Below are 20,363 nucleotides of genomic sequence, written 5' to 3' on the forward strand. Positions count from 1 at the left end.
CGGGGCAAGGGAGGATCTTATGTGTGACACGATGGTAGCGCGCCCGCCAGTCACGAAAAACGGCACGCTGATATTCGCAAAAAACTCCGACAGGGAGGCGAACGAGGCGCAATATCTCTTTCATGCGCCCGCGCAAACCCACGCGCCGGGTAGCGAGCTTGCTTGCACCTATATTTCCATTCCCCAGGTGGAACGCACGAATGCGGTGCTGCTCTCCCGGCCCTATTGGATGTGGGGCGCGGAAATGGGCGTCAATGAGCATGGGGTCCTGATCGGCAATGAGGCGGTCTTTTCCAAACTGAAACCGCAAAAGGAACCGGCGCTGATCGGCATGGATTTGCTGCGCCTTGGCCTCGAACGGGCGGCGAGCGCGCAAGAGGCGGTGGAGGTGATCACCTCGCTTCTTGCTCAATACGGTCAGGGCGGCAATTGCGGCCATAACGGCCATTTCGAATATCATAACGCGTTTTTGATCGCCGATGCCGGCGGCACCGCCTTCGTGCTGGAAACCGTAGGCCGCGAATATGTGCTGGAACGGGCAGGGGACGTGCGCACCATCTCCAATGCCTATACGGTCGGTACCGAATACGAGCGGGCAAGCGACGGGCTCATTCCCCAGGCCCGCGCCAAGGGCTGGGCCGGGGAAAAGGCCCCCTTCGATTTTGCCGAGGCTTATGGCGACCGGTTGCGCTCGCGTTTCGCGACGGGCTATGAGCGCGGCTGCCGCACCCGCGATCTCCTCGGCCCCAAGGCGCCCCATATCGAGGCCCGCCATGTGATGGGCGTGCTGCGCGATCACGGCCCCCGCGCCGCGCGCCAGCGCCACTGGCAGCCGGACGGGCTCTTGGGCGGCAGCGTCTGCGCCCATGCCTCTTTCGGGCCGGTGCGCAAATTCGGCCAGACCACGTCGTCCTGGATCACGGAAATCCGGAACGGGCGCATGCTGCATTGGGTGACGGGCACCTCCGCCCCCGACACGGGGATTTTCAAGCCGGTCTTTTTCGGTCCGGGCTGCGAAGGGATCGGCCTGCCGGATTTCGGCCCGGTGCCCGGCGGGCGTTATGAGGAAGCGGCGCTTTGGTGGCGGCATGAAAAGCTCCACCGGGCGGTCCTGGAAAATTACGGTCCCCGCCTTGCCGCTTACGCCGGGGAGCGGGACCGGCTGGAAGAAAGTTTCATGACTGAGGTAGCCGGCGCGCTTGAGCGCGGGGCGGATGAGGGCGCTCTTGAAGTGTTAACGGGGCGGCATTGGCGCCGCGCGGAAGAGGCGGAAAAAGCCTGGCTGAAAGCGGCCCTCGCGGTGCCCGTAAATGCCCGCCAGATGCCGCCTCCGTCGCATTTTTACCGGTTTCACTGGAAGCGGCTCAACCGGCTCGCCCATATGCCGGAAATCTCTTAACCGGGCTTTAGGGTTAACTCTTTGTCAACCGGGTGCTGGCATCTTAGCTACAAGCGAAGTCCTTCTTGCCGCGACCCGTCTAACAGAGAGCCACACGCCCATGCCCAGGTTTGTCGATGTGCTTTTGATCGCCATTTACGCGCTTGTTGCCGCAGCGTCTTCTGCCGCCCTTATTCAATATGGCGGGCTGCAGGGACCTTTCGCCTGGCTGGCGGGCTTTCAGGTGTTTCTGGTGATGGGGCTCATCCAGACCATGACCGCGCGCCGCGTCGAGCAGCGCCGGATGGACGAGCTTATCGCCTATACGAACAGCATCAGCCGCGATCTTGAAATCACCGAAGAAAAACTCGCCGAACTTCTGGAAGTAGGCGTCCATTCGGAAGAAGGCGAGGGCGAAGCCATCAGCTTGAATGTGCGCGGGCTGCAGGAGCGTGTCGCCCAGCTTGCCGAAGAGCTTGAGCGCCGCCCTGCCGTGCAAAAGCCCGCCGCGCAAATGGAAGAGCGCGCGGAGGCGCAGGCCCCGGCCGAAGAAGCGGCCGGGAGCGCCGCGGTGCAGAAAAGCACCGGCCCCGATTTTTCCAAACTCGTGCCGGGCAAGCCGGAAGAATCCCAGACCCATTTCGATCTCGGCGCCAAACTGCAAGGGCATGAGCGTCCCTCGCTGCAGCTTGTCAGCAACGATACGCAGCCCCCGCTTTATACGGATGCCGAACTGCTCGACGTCATCAAGGAAGCGCTGGAGAAAAACCGGCTCGATCTTTACCTCCAGCCCATCGTCAATCTGCCCCAGCGCCAGACCTGCCATTATGAAGGCCTGACGCGGCTGCGCGGCCCGCGCGGCGAAGTGATCATGCCGGCCGATTATATCCGCGTGGCAGCGCCTGCCGGTCTGATGCCGATCATCGACAACATGCAGCTCTTGCGCTCCGTGCAGGTGGTGCGGCAAATGTCGAAGCGCGGCAAGGACACGCCCATCTTCTGCAACATTTCCTCCGACACGCTGTCGGATACGGAATTCTTCCCGCAATTCATCGACTATCTGCGCAGCACGCAGGAGCTGACCGGCAAGCTGGTCTTCGAGATTGCCCAGGACACGATGCTGAATGCCGGTGTCATGGAAATGGAAAATCTGCGCGATCTGGCAAGCGCCGGGTTCCACCTTTCCATGGATAAGATCGAGCATCTGCGCATGGATTTTCACGAGTTGCACGGCCTCGGCTTCCGCTTCGTGAAAGTGGGCGCGGAGCTTCTCTTCAATGCCTCGATGAACGAGACGGAACTTTTGGGCGACATTCACCCGGAAGACCTGAAAGAGCTGCTGCGCCGCAACGGCCTCTCGCTCATCGCCGAGCGCATCGAGGACGAGCGCACGGTGATCGACCTGCTCGATTTCGATATCGACTACGGCCAGGGCTATCTCTTCTCCCGTCCGCGCCCCGTGCGCCGGGACATGATCGCCGCTTAAACGCGGGCGTCCTAAAGGTTTCAGGAAAAGGGCGGGGATATCCCGCCTTTTCTCTTTGGGCCTTTTCGGTTGACCTTTGGCCTTGGGCCGCTTAACTCCGGCGCCATGAGCAGGCAGCACGCATCTTTATCCCTCATTCCCGGGCTTTCGGCATTGGCCGGGCGCTACAGCGCCCTGCTCTGCGATGTCTGGGGTGTTCTTCACAATGGCCGCGCGCCCTATCCGGGCGTCTGCGAGGCGCTGGAGGCTTACCGGAAGGCGGGCGGCATCGTGCTCTTTCTCTCCAATGCCCCGCGCCCTCACGGGCCGGTCGTCAAGATGTTCGAGGCAATGGGCGTGCCGGACGCAGCTTACGATGGCATCCTGACCTCGGGCGATGCGACGCGCGAGGCGATGGCGAGCGGCGGTCTCGGCAAGCGGTTTTTCCATGTCGGCCCGGACCGCGACCATCCGCTTTTCGACGGGCTGGCGCTGGAAAAAACGACGCTGGAAGAGGCCGATTTTGTGCTGATGACGGGGCTCTGGGACGATGAGACGGAGACCCCGGAGGATTATGCCGGGCTGATCGGCGAGATGAAGGCGCGCGGCCTTAAAGTCATCTGCGCCAATCCGGACATTATCGTCGACCGGGGCGAAAAGCAGATCTACTGCGCGGGCGCGGTGGCGGAGAAATACCGTAAGGCGGGCGGCGAAGTGCTTTATTTCGGCAAACCCCATCCGCCGATCTATGAGGCCGCGTTCCGGCATCTGGAAGAGCTGGCGGGCCGCGCGCTCGATAAAAGCGAGATCCTGGCGGTGGGCGACGGCATTCACACCGATGTCGCCGGCGCTAACAAGGCAGGGGTGGATGTGATTTACGTGACGGGCGGCATTGCTGCCTCGCGCTTCGGCGATGTCATGGAGCCGGAGCTTGCCCGCATCGCCGAATACATGGAAGAAGAGGGCACGCACGCCATCGGCGCCATGCCCCGCCTCATCTGGTAATGCGCAAAGCCATGCCCGGCCCCGGAGGGAGGCAGGGCTCGGACATGGCGGGGCCCGCAGGCGGGAGGCCGTGACTTAAGCAGCGTCCTAGCGTCCGGAATGCTGCGCAAGATGATCCAAAATTCTTTGATTCAATCCCTGGTCTTGCTGGGCGGCCATGGTGATGGCGTTGTATTCTTCCACGCTCAGGCCGTTGTTCTGCACGATGGTTTCCATTTCACCGAATGATTTTTTGCGGATCTCGTCGGCTTCCGCCTGAGTTCCGGCTTCGCCCATTTTCGATTGCCATTTTTCGTTGGCTTGCCGGATCTCCGTGACCGTTTTGGCATAGGCTTGCAATTGCGCCTCGCTATATTCAGCGGCCTTTTGCTGCTGCGCCATTTTCTGATGCGGCTCTGCAGCCATGGCGCCAGCGCCCATGGGCGCTGCAGCAAGAAGGCTTGCAAGGGCGAGGTGAAGGGTGGTTTTGGCGCGTAGCTTTGTCAGCATGTCGTCCCTATCCTTTTCCGTTTTCGCATTTTGCCCATCTCGCAGATGGACATTCGGAGAAAAGACAGCGCGGCGCAGGTGGAAGTTCCCCGAGCCTCCAAAAAAAGTCGCCTCCAAAAAATTCGTCTCCAAAAAATTCGCCCCCAAAAAATTCGACCGAGAATATTTCTCTTTCCGTTGGAACTTTTTTCCGGCGGAGGTGTCTCTTGAAGGTAAGGAGAATTGCGGCCAGGGTGATCGGATGGACGAATTGAAATGGCGGGTCGCCCGCGAGGTGCCGCATTTGCGCCGCTTTGCTTTTGCGCTGACGGGAAGGCGGGAGGCCGCGGATGATCTTGTGCAGGATGCTCTGGAGCGTGCCTGGAAGAAACGGCATCTGCGGCGGCAGGGCGGGGCGCTGCGCCCCTGGCTCTTTAAAATTATGTACCGTGTTTTTTTGAACGGACGGCGCCGCGCAGTAGTGGCGCAGGAAGAATTTCAGGACGAGGTGCACGGGCTGGAAGAATGCAGCGGCCTGCCCGCGCAGGAAATGAGATTGCGCATGGATGATATGCGCCGCGCGCTCGATGCATTACCCGGCGAACAACGCGCAGCTGTGGTGCTGGTGGCACTGGAAGGGGTCAGTTACGATCAGGCGGCGAATATGATCGGCGTTCCGGTCGGCACCTTGCGCTCCCGGCTTTTCCGAGGCCGGGAAAAGTTGCAAGGCTTGATGCGCGGAGAAGGCCGGATGGCGCCGCGCCTGAGGAGAGTGAAATGACCGGCAGGGACGAGATGACGATGATCGATCTGCATGCCTATGCGGATGAGCTGCTGGAGTTGGAGCCTGAGCGTAAGGCGCGGGTGGAGGCTTGGTTGGAAAGCAACCCGCAGAAACGGGCTTTGGTGCAAGCGATCAGGCGGCAGAATGAGGAAATCGCCGCTCTGTTCGATGCCGGTGATGAGCGGGCATCGGCGCGCCTGTCTGAGGCATTCGGTCCGCGTGAAAGCGGAAAGAAGTTGAGGCCCGCCAGCGCAGGCATGATCGCTGCTTCACTGGCCGCCGGGGTGCTGGGAGGATATCTTTTCGCCGGGGTTGTGGAGCAAGACGCCCCCCGGGCGGTGAGCAAGGCGGAGACGGGCGCGCAACTTTCCGTCAGCGCGGCGGAAGGCGCATCTGCGGCGATGCAAGGGGCGCCCGCATTCGAGCTTTCCCGGCTTGCGCCGGATTTATCGGCGGCCGGTTTTATGTATGAAGGGCATGAAGCCCGGCGGGACACCAGCGGCGCGCTGCGGGAACTGCGTCTCCTTTATAGAGCGCGCCAGGGAACTGTCGCCGAGCTTTCCGTGAAAGCCCGCGCGGTCCCGGCGGAGAGAAAAGTGACGGAGACCGGGATTGGCGGCAGAACCCGGCTCGAATGGACGGACGGCGTATTCGACTACCGGCTCGTTTCCAATGCCGCGGCCGCTGAGCTGGAAAACGTAAAGCGCACTCTGGGCACACAGCCTGCGGGCATTCAATTGCATCTGGATGCGCCCGAAACCATGCAGCAGGTCGATGCGCAGGAGCCGCCTGTAACCCAAGGCGCCCCAACCGCACCTGAACTTCTGCCTGAGGCCGTACCGCAGCCGGTCAACAATTTCAGCTCACAAGGATAGGCCGAATATCGGGCTGACCAGGCAATTCAGTCGAAAAGCGAGTCGATATCTTCCTGGCTCACGCCACTTTCATTGAGGAGCTCGTCGACCGACGACTGGTCGATGCCTTCCCCCTCGAGCGCGGGGCCGTTAAGCAGCAATTCGCGTTTGCGTCGCTCCGCCGCCGTTTCTTCATGCGGCTCGCTCTCGCTCATGGCGGAGCCGAGCGTGGTGGAAAGCGCGCCGATTTTTTCTTCGATGATGTTCAGCGTTTCCACGACCTTGCTGATGCGCTGGCCGGTAATATCCTGGAACGAGCAGGACTGGATGATTTCCATCATCGCATTGGTCACGGTTTCCGAATAAGCATCCGCGTCCGACGGATCGGCGGCCAGCACCGCTTCGGCATTTTCCATGATGGAATTCGTGGCATCTTCCGTGGCGCGCACGATCGCCTCGAGCTCGCGCCCGGCCTGCGGAATATGCGTGCTTTGCAGATGCGCGGGCTGCAGCCGGCTGATCTCGGTCTTGGCATTGTCGATGAAGGCGGCAATGTCCTTCAGCTCGCGGTAGATCGCCGTGTCGAGATGGGCAAAAAAGCCCTGCATCGAGCCGACCATGATTTCAGCAAGCTTGATAACGTCGGTAAGCCCGGCCGTATCGGGCCGGACGCGTTTGATCTCTTCGACGAGCTTGTCGAAGGTTTCATCCGCCAGGCGCGCGGTCTTCGCCATAACGAAGCCCCCTCCTCTTATGTAAGCAACTACTCCCCTCCCAAACCTTCCGGCCCGGAAAACCGGGCCGGTCAAGGTTTAGAAGTCGCCGAGAACGGCGGCGATTTTCGTCTTCAGCGTGGCCGCGTTGAACGGCTTGACGATGTAGTTGTTCACACCAGCCTTTTTGGCGGCGATCACGTTTTCCGTCTTGGATTCGGCGGTGATCATGATGAAAGGCACCGCGGACAGATCGCCGTCGGCGCGCACTTCCTTCAAGAGCTCATAACCGGTCATGGGTTCCATGTTCCAGTCGGAAATCACGAGCCCGTATTTCTTGGAGCGCAGCTTGGCGAGCGCTTCGGAGCCGTCGGCAGCATCGTCCACATTTGTGAAGCCCAGCTGCTTGAGCAGGTTGCGAATGATGCGGATCATGGTCTTGTAATCGTCGACCACGAGAACAGGCATCGACAGGTCCACGGCCATGTCTGTACTCCGTTAATTCGGGGCAGACCCATTCCAAGCCCCGCAGTAATCCCTCAAGAAAGCGGATGGCCGAGCGGCCTGCCGTTTTCTCTCTTGAGCCTGAAAGTAGAGAAGGCCCCCTAAAACTTGGTTAAGTGGCGCCGCTCTGGCGCGCGGGACATTGCAGGCGCGGGCAAAGCGGCGCGAATTTGCGATAAGTTTTGCGCAAAAACCCTTGTTTACGGGCCTTGACGGGTGCGGCGGGATGGGTAACACCCATGAGCAGCCAGTTATTATTATAGTTGATCCTGGGTTAAAAGGCGCCGCTCCGATGCATATCCTCCGCCATTTCGATGACATTGCCCCCGCCCTGAAAGGGGCGGTCTATGCCATCGGCAATTTCGACGGGGTGCATATCGGCCATCAGCAGGTGATCGCCCGCACCGCAGCGATCGCCAAGGAGCTGGGCGCACCGACCGGGGTTTTGATGTTCGAGCCGCATCCAAGGCAGTATTTCTTCCCCGATCAGCCCTTCTTCCGCCTCATGTCCTTCCGCGCGAAGACCCGCACATTGGGCGAAATCGGCGTCGACCAGATCGCCGCGCTCCCCTTCGACAAGCGCATGGCGACGATGGAGGCGGAAGATTTCGTGCGCAACGTGCTGGTGGAGGGCCTGGGGGCGGCCCATGTCGTGGTCGGCTATGATTTCTGCTTCGGCAAAGGAAGGCGCGGGGACGGGGCGCTTTTACGCCGGATGGGCGAGGAGCTCGGCTTTGGGGTGACGATCGTGGACGAAGTCAAAAAAGGCGGCGATACCTATTCCTCCACCCGCATCCGCGAATTGCTGGCCAAAGGCGACCCGCGCGGGGCGGCGGACCTGCTCGGCCATTGGTGGACCATCGAGACCCATGTGATCAAGGGCGACCAGCGCGGGCGCACCATCGGCTTTCCGACCGCCAATCTGTCGTTGGAAGGGCATCTGGAGCCCGCTTTCGGGGTCTATGCGGTGAAGGTGGAAATCGAGGACGGGCCCCATAAAGGCACTTATGACGGGGTGGCGAATGTCGGCCGCCGCCCGACTTTCGACAAAGAGGACGTGCTGCTGGAAGTGCATATTTTCGGCTTCGAGGGGGATATTTACGGCGCCCATCTTGCCGTTTCCTTCATCGATTTCCTGCGCCCGGAGCAGAAATTCGACGGGCTGGAGAGCCTGAAGGCCCAGATCGCCGCCGATAGCGACAAAGCGCGCACGCTGCTGGCCGCCCTTTGAGGGCGGCGGGCCCCGGCAATGGCGTGCCGGGCGAACTGGACGGCGCTTTAAGCCCCTGATATGAAACGCCCATGAAACGGACGCATACCATACTCATCGCCAGGGCGATTGGCGGGCGGCTTATAGGCGGGCGAATTACCGGCCCGGCTTGCCGTTAGCGCCGGCCCTGAGATAAGGGGCCGAACGGTAAGAACCGGGTAAGAACACCGCCGGGAGCTCCCCGAAAGGCCCCATGAGAGGCCGGTGCGGCTCCTACCGTTAAAAGAGACGTCCGAGGACCCCTAAGATCATGTCCAGCGATAGCAACAGCAAAACCTCTTCTGCCAGCGGCGCCCAGGATGAGGGCGGGCGCGATTACCGCGAGACCCTGTTCCTGCCCGAAACCGACTTTCCCATGCGCGCGGGCCTTCCCCAGCGCGAGCCGGAATGGCTGGAGCGCTGGAACAAGATGGACCTATACGCCCGCCTGCGCGAGGAAGCGAAGGACCGGCCAACCTTCACGCTGCATGACGGCCCGCCTTATGCGAATGGCGACATTCATATCGGCCATGCGCTCAACAAGACGCTGAAAGATATTGTCGTCAAATCCCAGCAGATGATGGGCAAGAACGCCGCTTACGTGCCCGGCTGGGACTGCCACGGCCTGCCCATCGAATGGAAGATCGAAGAAAAATACCGCAAGAAGGGCAAGAACAAGGACGAGGTGCCGCCGCTCGACTTCCGCCGCGAGTGCCGCGAGTTTGCACAAGCCTGGGTGGATGTGCAGCGCGAACAGTTCAAGCGCCTCGGCATCATGGGCGATTGGGACAATCCCTACCTCACCATGTCCTTCGATGCGGAAGCGGGCATCGTGCGCGAGTTTCAGAAATTCCTGATGAACGGCTCGCTCTATAGAGGCTCGAAGCCGGTCATGTGGTCGGTGGTGGAAAAGACCGCGCTCGCCGAAGCCGAGGTCGAATATCAGGACCACACCTCGCCGACGATCTGGGTGAAGTTTCCGGTGCGCAAGGGATCGGCGGCTCTTGAAGGGGCGTTCATCGTCATCTGGACGACGACGCCCTGGACCATTCCGGGCAACCGCGCCGTCGCTTTTTCCAAAGACATTGCCTACGGGCTTTATGAAGTCACCGATGCAGGCGAGGCGCATGGCGCAAAAGCCGGCGACAAGCTGGTGCTGGCCGATGCGCTGGCCGAAAGCGTCTTCGCCTCCGCCAAGGTCGCTGCTTTCGAGCGCAAGGGTGATGTAAAGGCAGACGATCTTGAAGGGCTTGTCTGCGCGCACCCTTTTGCAGGACAGGGCTACGAATTCGACGTGCCGGTACTGGCGGGCGATTTCGTCACCGACGATACGGGCACGGGCTTCGTGCATATCGCGCCGGGCCACGGCCAGGACGACTATATGCTCTGGGTGCAGAATTTCGGCTATAAGGGCATTCCCGAAACGGTGAACGAAGAAGGCACCTATTATGACGACGTGCCGCTTTTCGCCGGCTGTTTCGTGCTCAACCGCCAGGGCAAGGACGGCAATGCCAATAAGCGCGTCATCGAAGAGCTGATGAATGCGGGCCGGCTGCTGGCGCGCGGCAAGCTCAATCACTCCTATCCCCATTCCTGGCGCTCGAAAGCGCCGCTCATCTTCCGCAACACCGCGCAGTGGTTCGTCTCCATGGATGCGCAAATCGAGGCGGCGGGCGGCAAGAAACTGCGTGAGGTGGCGCTTGCCGAAATCGACAAGACGCGCTTTGTGCCCGCGCGCGGGCACAACCGTATCTATTCCATGGTGGAAGGGCGCCCGGACTGGGTGCTCTCGCGCCAGCGCGCCTGGGGTGTGCCGCTCACGCTTTTCGTGAAAAAGGACGACGGCTCGCTTCTGCGCGATGAAAAGGTGAATGAGCGCATTGCCCTTGCGGTGGAAAAAGAAGGCGCGGATGCCTGGTTCGAGCGCCCGGCCGAAGATTTCCTCGGCAATGATTACAAGGCCGAAGACTATGAGAAAGTGACGGACATTCTCGATGTCTGGTTCGATTCCGGCTCGACCCACGCTTTCGTGCTGGAAGCGCGCGGCATGCCCGTGCCCGCCGATCTTTATCTCGAAGGCTCCGACCAGCACCGCGGCTGGTTCCAGTCCTCGCTTTTGGAAAGCTGCGCAACGCGCGGCCATGCGCCTTACAAACAGGTGCTCACCCACGGCATGACCTTGACCGAGCAGGGACACAAAATGTCCAAATCGCTCGGCAATGCCGTGGAGCCGGAAAAAATCTTCAAGCAGAACGGCGCCGACATTCTGCGCCTTTGGGTGGCGAGCACCGATTATTGGGATGATCACGGCATCGGCGACACGATCATCAAGTCGAATGTCGAAGCCTACCGCAAGCTGCGCAACACGTTCCGCTATCTGCTCGGCAATCTCTCCGGCTTCAGCGAGGAAGAGCGCGTTGCACCGGACGATATGCCCGAGCTCGAACGGGTGATCTTGCATAGGCTTGCCGAACTCGATGAACTGGTGCGCCGCGCTTACAATGAGTACGATTTCAAACGAGTCGTTCATCAGCTTACGAATTTCATGAATGTGGAACTTTCCGCCTTCTATTTCGATATCCGCAAGGACACGCTTTATTGCGATGCGCCCTCCTCGCTGCGCCGGCGCGCCTGCCGAACGGTGCTGGATGCGCTCTTCATGCGCCTGACGGTCTGGCTGGCGCCGGTGCTGTGCTTTACGGCGGAGGAAGTCTGGCTCTCGCGCTTCCCCTCCGAAACGGATTCGGTGCATTTGCAGCTTTTCCCCGAAACGCCGGAAGGCTGGCGCGATGAAGCCTTGGCGGAAAAGTGGAAAAAAATCCGCGAGCTGCGCCGCGCGGTAACGGGCGCGCTCGAGGTCGAGCGGCGCGAGAAGCGTATCGGCGCGAGCCTGGAGGCGGCTCCGGATGTCTATGTCTCCCGCCCCGAACTTATCGAGGCGATGAAGGGCATCGATCTTGCCGAAATCTCCATCACCTCCCAGGCCCGGCTTCTGGAAGGCGAAGGCCCGGCGGAGGCGTTCCGGCTCGAGGACGTGCCCGGCGTTGCCGTGGTGCCGAAACGGGCGGAGGGGAAAAAATGCCAGCGCTCCTGGAAGATCCTGCCCGAAGTCGGCTCCGTGCCGGGCTATCCCGATCTCAGCCCCCGCGATGCCGAAGCCGTGCGCGAATATGATGCGCGGGCGCAAGGCAAGAAGGTCGAGGCATGAAGCTGCCGCAAATTAGGCCCCTTTGGGGCCGGCTCTCCGCCCTCGGCTTTGCCGTGGCTATTGCCGGGTTTCTGAGCGACCGGCTCTCCAAATGGTGGCTGCTCGATGTTTACGGCATCGGAGAGCGCGGCATCGTCGAGATAACGCCTTTTTTCAATCTGGTCATGGCCTGGAACAAGGGCGTGAGCTACGGGCTTTTTACGGCGGAAACGGCGGCAGGGCGGGCGATTCTCATCGGCTTTGCGCTGCTCGTCACGGTGCTGCTTGGCCTGTGGCTTGCCCGCGTCACCAAGCCTTATATGGCCGTGGCGCTCGGCCTGATCATCGGCGGGGCGGTGGGCAACGTCTATGACCGGGTGAAATTCGGCGCGGTGGCGGATTTCTTCAGTTTTCATATCGATGACGTTTTCTACTGGTATATTTTCAATATTGCCGATGTCTGGATTGTCGCCGGTGTGGGGCTTATGCTTGTGGACGCCGTTTTTCCCGGCAAGGAGCCGGATTCGGCGCAAAAATAGCCGCGGCATGTGGCGCGTTGCCGTAAAGCCGCCACTCTTATAGGGTTAGTCTGTATTGAGGGGGAACCGGCGGGCCCGAAGGGCTGCCGGAAATAATTGGAAGACAGTGATGATGCTTATCTCGAAATCCCGTCTTTTCAGCTTGAGCCTGGTGAGCGGCTTGGCGCTTGCGCTTGGCGGCTGCGGCGGCTCGTCGATCACCGAGGCGCTCGGCTATTCGAAAGACGCGCCGGACGAATTTTCCATCGTCACGAAAGCCCCGCTTTCCATCCCGCCGGATTTTTCGCTGCGTCCGCCGCGCCCCGGCGCCCAGCGCCCGCAGGAACTGCGCCCGACGGAAGCGGCCGAACGGGCCGTTTTCGGGCGGACGACGGTTTCCGCCGATGAGCTGAGCGGCGGGCTGCGCTCTACGGGCGAGCAGGCGCTGCTGCAGCGCGCCGATGCGGTGGATGCCAGCTCCGAAGTGCGCCAGCTGATTGCCGAGGAAGGCCGCGCGCTGGTCGCCAAGAACGAAACCTTCGTCGATCAGGTGGTTTTCTGGCAGGAAAACCCGGCCCCCGATGAACGCCTGGTGGATGCCGCCGAAGAAAGCCGCCGCTTGCAGCAGAACGAAGCGCTGGGCAAGCCGGTGACGGAGGGGGAAACCGCCGATATCGAACCGCGCAAAAAAGGCTGGCTGGAAGGCATTTTCTAAGCCGCCACGTCTATCGAAGCCGCGTGTCCCTCTCTCCCGATCTGGGCTTAAGGGCGGGCCGCGGCTTTTTCGTGCCCATTTTATGGCCCAGTATTTTTGGTATCGTGCTGCGGCAGCTATCTTTCCTAATGTTCATTTGCTGTGAGGGGCAGAATCCGGGCATCCTCACGGGCATGCAAGGAAATGGAGTTTCCCAATGACAAACGGGGCCTTGACGCCCGCGCGCGCCGCACGGTTTTTAACGGCCCCTGCCGTTAGACATGCAGGCGCTGCGCTTCTTCTCGCCTTTGCGCTGAGCGCATGTGACGAGGCGCCGGAAGAAAAGGCTGAAGCCCCGGCGCAAAGCGAGGAAACGGGCGCTGCCGAAAGCGCGGCGCAGCCGCTACCGGCGAGTACCGAGCCCCGCCGGGCGGGCGAGGGCCCGCTTGCCCCTGAAATTTTCACGCTGGCCAATGGGCTCGATGTGGTGGTCATTACCGACACGCGCGCCCCCGTCGTCACGCATATGGTCTGGTACCGGGTGGGCGCGGCGGATGAAGCGCCGGGCAAATCCGGCATCGCGCATTTCCTCGAGCATCTGATGTTCAAGGGCACGGACGAATTGCAGCCCGGCGAGTTTTCCCAGATCGTTGCGCGCAATGGCGGCCAGGAAAACGCCTTTACCTCTTCCGATTACACCGCTTATTACCAGCGTGTCGCCAAGGACCGTCTGCCCATCGTCATGAAGATGGAAGCGGACCGGATGAGCGATTTGCAGCTTTCCGACAATGTGGTCATGCCCGAGCGGCGCGTCATTCTGGAGGAGCGCCGGGCGCGGATCGAAAACAATCCGCAAAGCATTCTGACCGAGCAGATGGAAGCGGCGCTCTACCAGTCCCATCCTTATGGCATTCCCGTGATCGGCTGGCGCCATGAAATCGCCAAGCTGACGACGGAAGACGCGATCAATTTCTACAATCAATATTACAGTCCCGATAATGCCATTCTGATCGTCGCAGGCGACATCACCGCGCAAGAGCTGCGCCCGCTCGCCGAGAAATATTATGGCGCGGTCGCCTCGCGCGGCCTGCGGTCCGAGCGCGTGCGCCCCGGCGAGCCGCAACCTGTCGCCGCCCGCCGCGTCGATCTGGTGGATGAGCGCGCAAGCCAGCCGGTGCTGCAGCGCTATTATCTGGCCCCTTCCTATGCGCGGGCCGAAAAGCGCACGGGGCCTGCCATCGAGTTGCTGAGCACCTTGCTCGGCGGCGGCACGACGAGCCGGCTTTACAAAAATCTCGTGGTCGAACAGGGCATCGCCGCTTCGGCGGGGGCCTGGTATGTGGGCTCGACCCTCGATGACGGGCGCTTCGGCCTTTATGTTTCCCCGCGCCCCGGCGCCTCGCTGGAAGAGGCCGAAGCCGCGCTCGATGCGGAGATCGAACGGCTCTTTGCCGAGGGCTTTAGCGATGAGGAGCTGGAGCGGGCGCGCACCTTGCTGCTTGCCGAGGCGACCTATGCCCGTGACAGCCAGGAAGATATGGCCCGCATTTTCGGCACGGCTCTGACCACGGGCGGCACGGTGGAAGACGTCATCGACTGGCCGGCACGCGTGCGCGGGGTCACGAAGGAAGACGTCATGGCGGCAGCCCGCCTCATTTTCGATAAACGCCGGTCCGTTACGGGCACGTTGCGGCCGGGGAGTGATACATGATCCAGGTTTTTTCCCGGCTGCTGCCGGCGCTTGGCGCGCTGGCGCTGCTTCTTGCCTATGCGGTTCCGGCATCCGCCCTCGATATTCAGCGCGTCGTCAGCGACAAAGGCATCGAGGCCTGGCTCGTGGAAGAACATGCGGTGCCGCTGATCGTCATGGAAGCGGCCTGGGACGCTGGTTCCGCCCAGGACCCGAAAGGCAAGGAAGGTCTTTCGGTGATGCTTGCCTCGCTCATGGATGAAGGGGCGGGGGAACTGGACAGCCAGGCCTATCAGCGCGCCTTGGCCGAACTTGCCGTGCAGCTTGGCTTCAATGCCAACCGAGACACGTTGGATGTGAAGCTGAAAACGCTGAGCGAGCACCGGGACGCGGCTTTCGCCCTGCTCAAAAAAGCGCTGGAAGAACCGCGCTTCGATGAAGATGCGGTGGCGCGCATTCGCGATCAGCTGAAAGTCGCGGTCGCCCGCGATCTCGATAATCCGGGCGATATTGCCTCGCGCGCCTGGTATGAAGCAGCGCTCGGCGGTCATCCTTATGCCCGCCCCACCAAGGGCACGGAAGAAACGCTTTCCACCATTACCCGCGCGGATATTGCGGATGCCCATAAAAGGCTTCTTGCGCGCGGCAATCTGCATGTCGCCGTTGTGGGTGATATCGATGCGGAAACGCTGAAAAAGCTGCTCGATGACACGTTCGGCAATCTGCCCGAAAGCCGTGACGGGCGCGAGATTGCCGATGTGAAAGTGAACGCGGAAGGGCGCACGGAAGTCATCCGCCGGGACATTCCCCAAAGCGTGGCGATCTTCGGTCATGGCGGGATCAAGCGGGACGACCCGGATTTCATTCCCGCCTTCATCATGAACCACATTCTGGGCGGTGGCAGCTTTACCTCGCGGCTGATGACGGAAGTGCGCGAGAAGCGCGGCCTTGCCTATTCCGTGGTCAGTTACTTCTACCCGCTCGATCATACCGGCCTCTTTGTCGGGCAGGTGGCGACGGAAAACGCCCGCGTTGCCGAATCTTTGGACATTATTCGCGCCGAAATCGCGCGGATGGCCGAAGAAGGCGTCAGCGAAGCGGAACTGGAAGATGCCAAGACCTATCTGACGGGCTCTTATCCGCTGCGCTTCGATTCGAACGAAAAGATTGCCGCGCAGCTTATCGGCCTGCAGCTTGGCGGCCTGCCCATCACTTATGTCGATGAGCGCAATGAGATGATCAACGCGGTGACGAAAGAGGATATTGCCCGCGTCGCAGAGCGTCTCTTACATCCGGGCGAGCTTATCGTGACGGTGGTCGGCCAGCCTGAAGGCATCGAGCCTGCGGCTGCTACCAGCGCACCCGCTGCCGGGGCGGCGGCCGAGTAAAGCGTCTGTTCCGGGCTGGTTGCGCGCGGGTCTTTTGGGTAGGATTTTGAGGAGCGGCGTCTGGGGCCGTTGCGCAAGATCATACCGGGATGAGTTTTTTGCCATATCATCATGAGATCACTCGCTGCCTTGAAAGCGCAGGCCTGCCGGAAATCGTTTTCAAGGATCATCTGGCGCGGGCAAGCGAGGCTGCCAAGCGGCTGCGCGCCGAGGTAAAGCAGGGCGGCCTTGCCATGCTGACCATCGCGCGCGAAAGCACCGATCTTGCCGCGATGGAAGAGGTGGCCGCCCATCTTTTGAAAAACACCTCCGATCTTGTGGTGCTGGGCACCGGCGGCTCCAGCCTCGGGGCGCAGGCGCTGGCGCAGCTAACGGGCTGGAATGTTGCTGGGCACTTGCCTGCGGCCAGCGGCGGCGAGGCGCCGCCGCGGTTTCATTTTCCCGACAATCTCGATGCCGGGTCCATGGAGGCGGTGCTTAGCGGGCTCGATTTGCGCAGCACGCGGTTTCTCGTTATCTCCAAATCGGGCGGCACCGCCGAAACGCTGATGCAGATGCTTGCCGCCATGAGCGCCATCGAAGCGGCAGGCGGCGGCAAATATATGAGCCAGCATTTTGCAGTGCTGACGGAGCCGGCGAAACCCGGCAAGGAAAACCCGCTGCGTAAAATTGCCGAAGCGCGGGGCTTTCCGCTTCTGGATCATCACACCGGCATTGGCGGGCGCTTTTCGGTTCTCTCCAATGTTGGGCTTCTGCCCGCGCAGCTTATGGGCCTCGATGGGGCCAAGGTGCGCGAAGGGGCACTTGGCGTGCTGAACGGTGTGCTTGAAAGCGATGACGCCGCGCCCGTTCAAGGCGCCGCGCTTTGCGATGCGCAGGTTTCCTTTCAGAAAACCGCGATCCATATTCTCTGGCCCTATGTCTCCCGGCTTGAAAAATTCGGCCTCTGGTACCGCCAGCTTTGGGGAGAGAGCCTTGGCAAGGAAAGCTGCGGCACATTGCCGGCCTTCGGCCTCGGCCCGGTCGATCAGCACAGCCAGCTTCAGCTTTATCTGGCAGGCCCGAAAGACAAGGCCTTCACGATCATCACCGCCCCGGCGGCAGGCACAGGGCCTGAGGTTTCTGCCGCCCTTGCCAGGGAGTGCGGGCTTGAGCTTTTTGCCGGGCGCCGGATCGGCGATTTGGTGGAGGCCGAGCAGCGCGCCACCATAGAAACCCTGTCGCGGGCAGGGTGTCCGGTGCGCGAAATCGCGCTTTCCGCCCTCGATGAGCGCGGGCTCGGCGCGCTTTTCATGCATTTCATGATTGAGACGATCTTGACCGGCTATATGTGGGGCGTCGATCCCTTCGATCAGCCGGCTGTGGAAGAAGGAAAGGTTCTGGCGCGCGAATATCTGGCTACAATGGCCACATGAGTCGCATCCGCAAGCTTTCAGAAGGCACGATCAACCGCATTGCCGCGGGGGAGGTCGTCGAGCGCCCGGCCAGCGCCGTCAAGGAGCTGACCGAAAACGCCATCGACGCCGGCGCGCGCCATATCGACATCACCATTTCGGCAGGCGGCAAAAACCTCATCCAGATCAGCGACGATGGCTGCGGCATGAATGCGGAGGAACTCACGCTTGCCGTGCAGCGCCATGCGACTTCCAAGCTGAAACTGGACGGGGCGGGCCGCGAGGATTTGCTCAATATCGCAAGCCTCGGCTTCAGGGGCGAGGCCCTGCCTTCCATCGGCGCGGTGGCCCGGCTTGCCATTACCTCGCGCCCGAGCGCGGATGAAACCGCCTGCCGCATCGAGGTGGAAGGCGGCACGGTGGGGGAGGCCGAACCGGCTGCAGGGCCCATCGGCACGCGGGTGGAAGTGCGCGATCTTTTCTTTGCCACGCCCGCCCGGCTGAAATTCCTGAAGTCGGACAGGGCCGAGACCCAGGCCGTTTCCGACGTGGTGAAACGCCTTGCCATGGCGCATCCGGAAATCGGCTTCACCCTCGTCAGCGAAGGGCGCCATTTGCTGCGCCTGCCTGCCGAAGCGCCGGGCAAGGAGGGCTGGCTTGCCCGGCTTGCCGGGATCATGGGCGAGGAATTCCGTCTCAACGCGCTGCCCATCGAGGCGGTGCGCGAAGGGGTGCGGCTGGAAGGCTTTGCGGGTTTGCCGACATTCAACCGCGGCACGGCTCAGCATCAATATCTCTTCGTCAATGGCCGCCCGGTGCGCGACAAGCTGCTTGTGGGCGCGGTGCGCGGGGCCTATGCGGATTTTCTTGCCCGCCAGCGCCATCCCGTCGTCGCGCTTTTCGTCGATATCGACACGGCGGAAGTGGATGTGAACGTTCATCCCGCGAAAACCGAAGTCCGCTTCCGCGATGCAGGCCTGGTGCGCGGGCTGATCGTGGGCGCCTTGCGCCTGGCGCTCACCGAAGCCGGCCATCGCGCCTCCACCACCGTTGCTGAGACCGCGCTTTCGGCGCTGCGCCCGGAGCCATTGGCGCGCGATGACGCGGGCTTCAATGCGCCGGGGGCGGCGCCCTGGCAGGGCCATCCGCTCTCGCCCTCCTCTTTTTCCGTGCCGCCTGCCTCTTACGCCTATGCCGGCCGGCCGGGCGCTGAGGCGCAAGCCGGTTTTGCCGGGCTCGGCCAGAGCGCCCGGGTGGAGCCCGCCCTGGCGCAAGAACAGCAGCAAGTGCCCGGCAGCGCAGATTATCCGCTTGGGGTGGCGCGCGGCCAGCTCCACGCCACTTACGTGATTTCCCAGACGGCGGATGGCATTGTCATTGTCGATCAGCATGCCGCCCATGAACGCCTTGTCTATGAGCGGATGAAAAAGGCCATGGCGGCGCGGGGCATTCCGCGCCAATTGCTGCTCATTCCCGAAGTCGTCGATCTCGACGGGAACGGCGCCGAGCGCCTTTGTGCGCGGGCCGAAGAGCTTGCCGAACTTGGCTTTGTATTGGAACCGTTCGGCGAGGGGGCGGTCGTGGTGCGCGAGGTGCCGGGCATTCTCGGCAAGCTCGATGTGCAGGCGCTGGTGCGCGACCTTGCAGACGATCTGACCGAACTTGATGAGGCGCTTTCCCTTAAAGAGCGGCTGGAAGATGTCTGCGGCACTATTGCCTGCCACGGCTCGGTGCGGGCCGGGCGGCGGCTGAGCGGGGAAGAGATGAATGCGCTCTTGCGGGAGATGGAGGAAACACCCCATTCCGGTCAGTGCAACCATGGCAGACCGACCTATGTCGAACTTAAACTATCCGATATTGAACGGCTTTTCGGGCGGCGCTGAAACCCAGACCCGGCAAGGATTTCCCATCGATCCGTAATCGGATCACGTTTCTGTTATGCCTCCTCAAAATTTACGAAAGGACAAGAACCCCCGGCGGAAGCTGGCGGCTAGAGGTTCTGCCTTGCCGTCTTTCCAGGCGCGCAGGGCACAAGGGTGGGGGTTTTGATGCCAGGAAAATTTCTGACACGTCTTCTTGTGGCGGTAGCCATGGTCTGCGCTGGCGCGGGCGCGCTTCAGGCGCAAGAGGCAGCCGTGCCGGAGGCGCTCAAGGCGCAATATAAGCGCCCGGAGGCCATTCCTTTTCCGGCCCGCGCGCCTTACAGCCCGCAGCTGGCAACGCTCGGCAAGATGCTGTTCTTCGATCCGCGCCTTTCCGGCGCGAAGAACATGAACTGCGCGACCTGCCACAACCCTTCTTTTGGCTATGAAGCGCCGGTGGACCTGTCGGTCGGGGCGCTGCGCACGAAATTGCCGCGCCATTCCCCGACGATTTTGAACGCCGCCTGGGTGAGCCCCAATTTCTGGGACGGGCGCGCGGCGAGCCTTGAAGAGCAGGCCGCCGGGCCCATCAGCACACCGGCGGAAATGGACGGCAAGTTTCACGACATCGTGCCGGATCTTGAAGCAGTGCCTGAATATCAGCATTGGTTCGGCGTGCTTTTCCCGAATGAGGGCGTGACCCGCGAGAATATTCTCACCGCCATCGCCACCTATGAGCGCACGGTTGTCTCCGGCTGGGCGCCTTTCGACCGCTGGGTGGACGGCGAGGAAAATGCCATCAGCGAAGAGGCGAAGCGCGGCTTCCTGCTTTTCACCGGCAAAGCCAATTGCGCGGCTTGCCATACGGGATGGAATTTCACCGACAACAAGTTTCACGATATCGGTCTGCCGACGGAAGATGAAGGCCGCGCGGCGCTCGAGCCGGCAAATTTGAAAGCCAAGCATGCGTTCAAGACGCCGGGCCTGCGCAACCTGACCTACCGCGCGCCCTTCATGCATAACGGCTCTGTGCCGGACCTTGAAAGCGTCATCATTCATTACATGTCCGGCGGTATTCCCCGGCCTTCGCTTGCCAATGAAATGCAGCCTGTTGACCTCAGCGAGGACGAACAGAAAGAGCTCATTGCCTTTCTGCTTTCGCTCACCGCCGACCGTACGGTCAACACAACCCCGCTTCTGCCGAATTGAG

Annotated in this window: 17 protein-coding genes; 14 read left to right on the forward strand and 3 right to left on the reverse strand. The window is 61.6% G+C overall.

Features of this window, described 5'->3' with window-relative positions; all coding sequences use genetic code 11:
• Window positions 1-19: 19 nt before the first annotated feature.
• The 3 genes from M2A_RS07280 (at window position 20) to M2A_RS07290 (ending at window position 3,848) form a co-directional block, all read left to right on the forward strand.
• Window positions 20-1,399: a peptidase C69 family protein gene (locus M2A_RS07280; RefSeq protein WP_045445131.1), complete on the forward strand. Its 1,380-nt coding sequence runs from the start codon at window positions 20-22 to the stop codon at window positions 1,397-1,399.
• Between the two features lie 100 nt (window positions 1,400-1,499).
• Window positions 1,500-2,864: an EAL domain-containing protein gene (locus M2A_RS17245; protein ID WP_052379286.1), complete on the forward strand. Its 1,365-nt coding sequence runs from the start codon at window positions 1,500-1,502 to the stop codon at window positions 2,862-2,864.
• A 105-nt stretch (window positions 2,865-2,969) separates the two neighbouring features.
• Entirely contained in the window at window positions 2,970-3,848 is an 879-nt protein-coding gene (locus M2A_RS07290; RefSeq protein ID WP_045445430.1) for a TIGR01459 family HAD-type hydrolase, read from the forward strand.
• An 87-nt stretch (window positions 3,849-3,935) separates the two neighbouring features.
• On the opposite strand, the gene M2A_RS07295 is transcribed toward M2A_RS07290, so the two are convergent.
• The gene (locus tag M2A_RS07295; protein WP_156101700.1) at window positions 3,936-4,469 is read right to left on the reverse strand and encodes a DUF4168 domain-containing protein; all 534 of its coding nucleotides are present in this window, start codon (window positions 4,467-4,469) and stop codon (window positions 3,936-3,938) included.
• A 109-nt stretch (window positions 4,470-4,578) separates the two neighbouring features.
• Here M2A_RS07295 and M2A_RS07300 point away from each other — a divergent pair, with 109 nt between their 5' ends.
• Both M2A_RS07300 and M2A_RS07305 read left to right on the forward strand, forming a co-directional pair.
• Window positions 4,579-5,097, forward strand: a complete 519-nt coding sequence (locus M2A_RS07300; RefSeq protein WP_045445136.1) for an RNA polymerase sigma factor — start codon at window positions 4,579-4,581, stop codon at window positions 5,095-5,097.
• Window positions 5,094-5,975 (forward strand): anti-sigma factor family protein, encoded by an 882-nt coding sequence (locus M2A_RS07305; RefSeq protein ID WP_045445139.1) that lies wholly within the window; start codon window positions 5,094-5,096, stop codon window positions 5,973-5,975. The genes M2A_RS07300 and M2A_RS07305 overlap by 4 nt, the downstream gene beginning before the upstream one ends.
• A 26-nt stretch (window positions 5,976-6,001) precedes the next feature.
• Here the strand turns inward: M2A_RS07305 and M2A_RS07310 are convergent, their stop codons facing one another.
• Together M2A_RS07310 and M2A_RS07315 are read right to left on the reverse strand one after the other, a co-directional pair.
• A complete protein-coding gene (locus tag M2A_RS07310) occupies window positions 6,002-6,688 on the reverse strand; it encodes a protein phosphatase CheZ (RefSeq protein ID WP_045445142.1) in 687 nt (228 codons plus the stop codon).
• A 78-nt stretch (window positions 6,689-6,766) separates the two neighbouring features.
• Window positions 6,767-7,153: a response regulator gene (locus M2A_RS07315; RefSeq protein ID WP_045445144.1), complete on the reverse strand. Its 387-nt coding sequence runs from the start codon at window positions 7,151-7,153 to the stop codon at window positions 6,767-6,769.
• Between the two features lie 310 nt (window positions 7,154-7,463).
• On the opposite strand from M2A_RS07315, the gene M2A_RS07320 reads away from it, so the two are divergent.
• The 9 genes from M2A_RS07320 to M2A_RS07360 all read left to right on the forward strand — a co-directional run bounded on the left by M2A_RS07320 (window position 7,464) and on the right by M2A_RS07360 (window position 20,362).
• On the forward strand, window positions 7,464-8,402 hold the full coding sequence (locus tag M2A_RS07320) for a bifunctional riboflavin kinase/FAD synthetase (protein ID WP_045445147.1): 939 nt from the start codon (window positions 7,464-7,466) through the stop codon (window positions 8,400-8,402).
• Window positions 8,403-8,691: 289 nt separating this feature from the next.
• Window positions 8,692-11,628, forward strand: coding sequence for an isoleucine--tRNA ligase (gene ileS / locus M2A_RS07325; protein ID WP_045445150.1), 2,937 nt, complete (start codon window positions 8,692-8,694; stop codon window positions 11,626-11,628).
• The gene (lspA, locus tag M2A_RS07330) at window positions 11,625-12,146 is read left to right on the forward strand and encodes a signal peptidase II (RefSeq protein ID WP_045445152.1); all 522 of its coding nucleotides are present in this window, start codon (window positions 11,625-11,627) and stop codon (window positions 12,144-12,146) included. Before ileS ends, lspA begins: the two co-directional genes overlap by 4 nt.
• Window positions 12,147-12,255: 109 nt before the next feature.
• Window positions 12,256-12,840 (forward strand): DUF3035 domain-containing protein, encoded by a 585-nt coding sequence (locus tag M2A_RS07335; RefSeq protein ID WP_045445155.1) that lies wholly within the window; start codon window positions 12,256-12,258, stop codon window positions 12,838-12,840.
• A 196-nt stretch (window positions 12,841-13,036) separates the two neighbouring features.
• Window positions 13,037-14,530, forward strand: coding sequence for a M16 family metallopeptidase (locus M2A_RS07340; protein WP_081875454.1), 1,494 nt, complete (start codon window positions 13,037-13,039; stop codon window positions 14,528-14,530).
• Entirely contained in the window at window positions 14,527-15,897 is a 1,371-nt protein-coding gene (locus M2A_RS07345; protein ID WP_045445158.1) for a M16 family metallopeptidase, read from the forward strand. The genes M2A_RS07340 and M2A_RS07345 overlap by 4 nt, the downstream gene beginning before the upstream one ends.
• Before the next feature lie 89 nt (window positions 15,898-15,986).
• The gene (locus M2A_RS07350; RefSeq protein ID WP_052379287.1) at window positions 15,987-17,312 is read left to right on the forward strand and encodes a phosphoglucose isomerase-related protein; all 1,326 of its coding nucleotides are present in this window, start codon (window positions 15,987-15,989) and stop codon (window positions 17,310-17,312) included.
• Window positions 17,309-19,174, forward strand: coding sequence for a DNA mismatch repair endonuclease MutL (mutL, locus tag M2A_RS07355; RefSeq protein ID WP_045445163.1), 1,866 nt, complete (start codon window positions 17,309-17,311; stop codon window positions 19,172-19,174). The genes M2A_RS07350 and mutL overlap by 4 nt, the downstream gene beginning before the upstream one ends.
• Window positions 19,175-19,339: 165 nt before the next feature.
• The gene (locus tag M2A_RS07360; protein WP_045445165.1) at window positions 19,340-20,362 is read left to right on the forward strand and encodes a cytochrome-c peroxidase; all 1,023 of its coding nucleotides are present in this window, start codon (window positions 19,340-19,342) and stop codon (window positions 20,360-20,362) included.
• Window position 20,363: the final 1 nt, after the last annotated feature.

Origin of the sequence: Tepidicaulis marinus (assembly GCF_000739695.1) — a bacterium.
Lineage (GTDB): Bacteria > Pseudomonadota > Alphaproteobacteria > Parvibaculales > Parvibaculaceae > Tepidicaulis > Tepidicaulis marinus.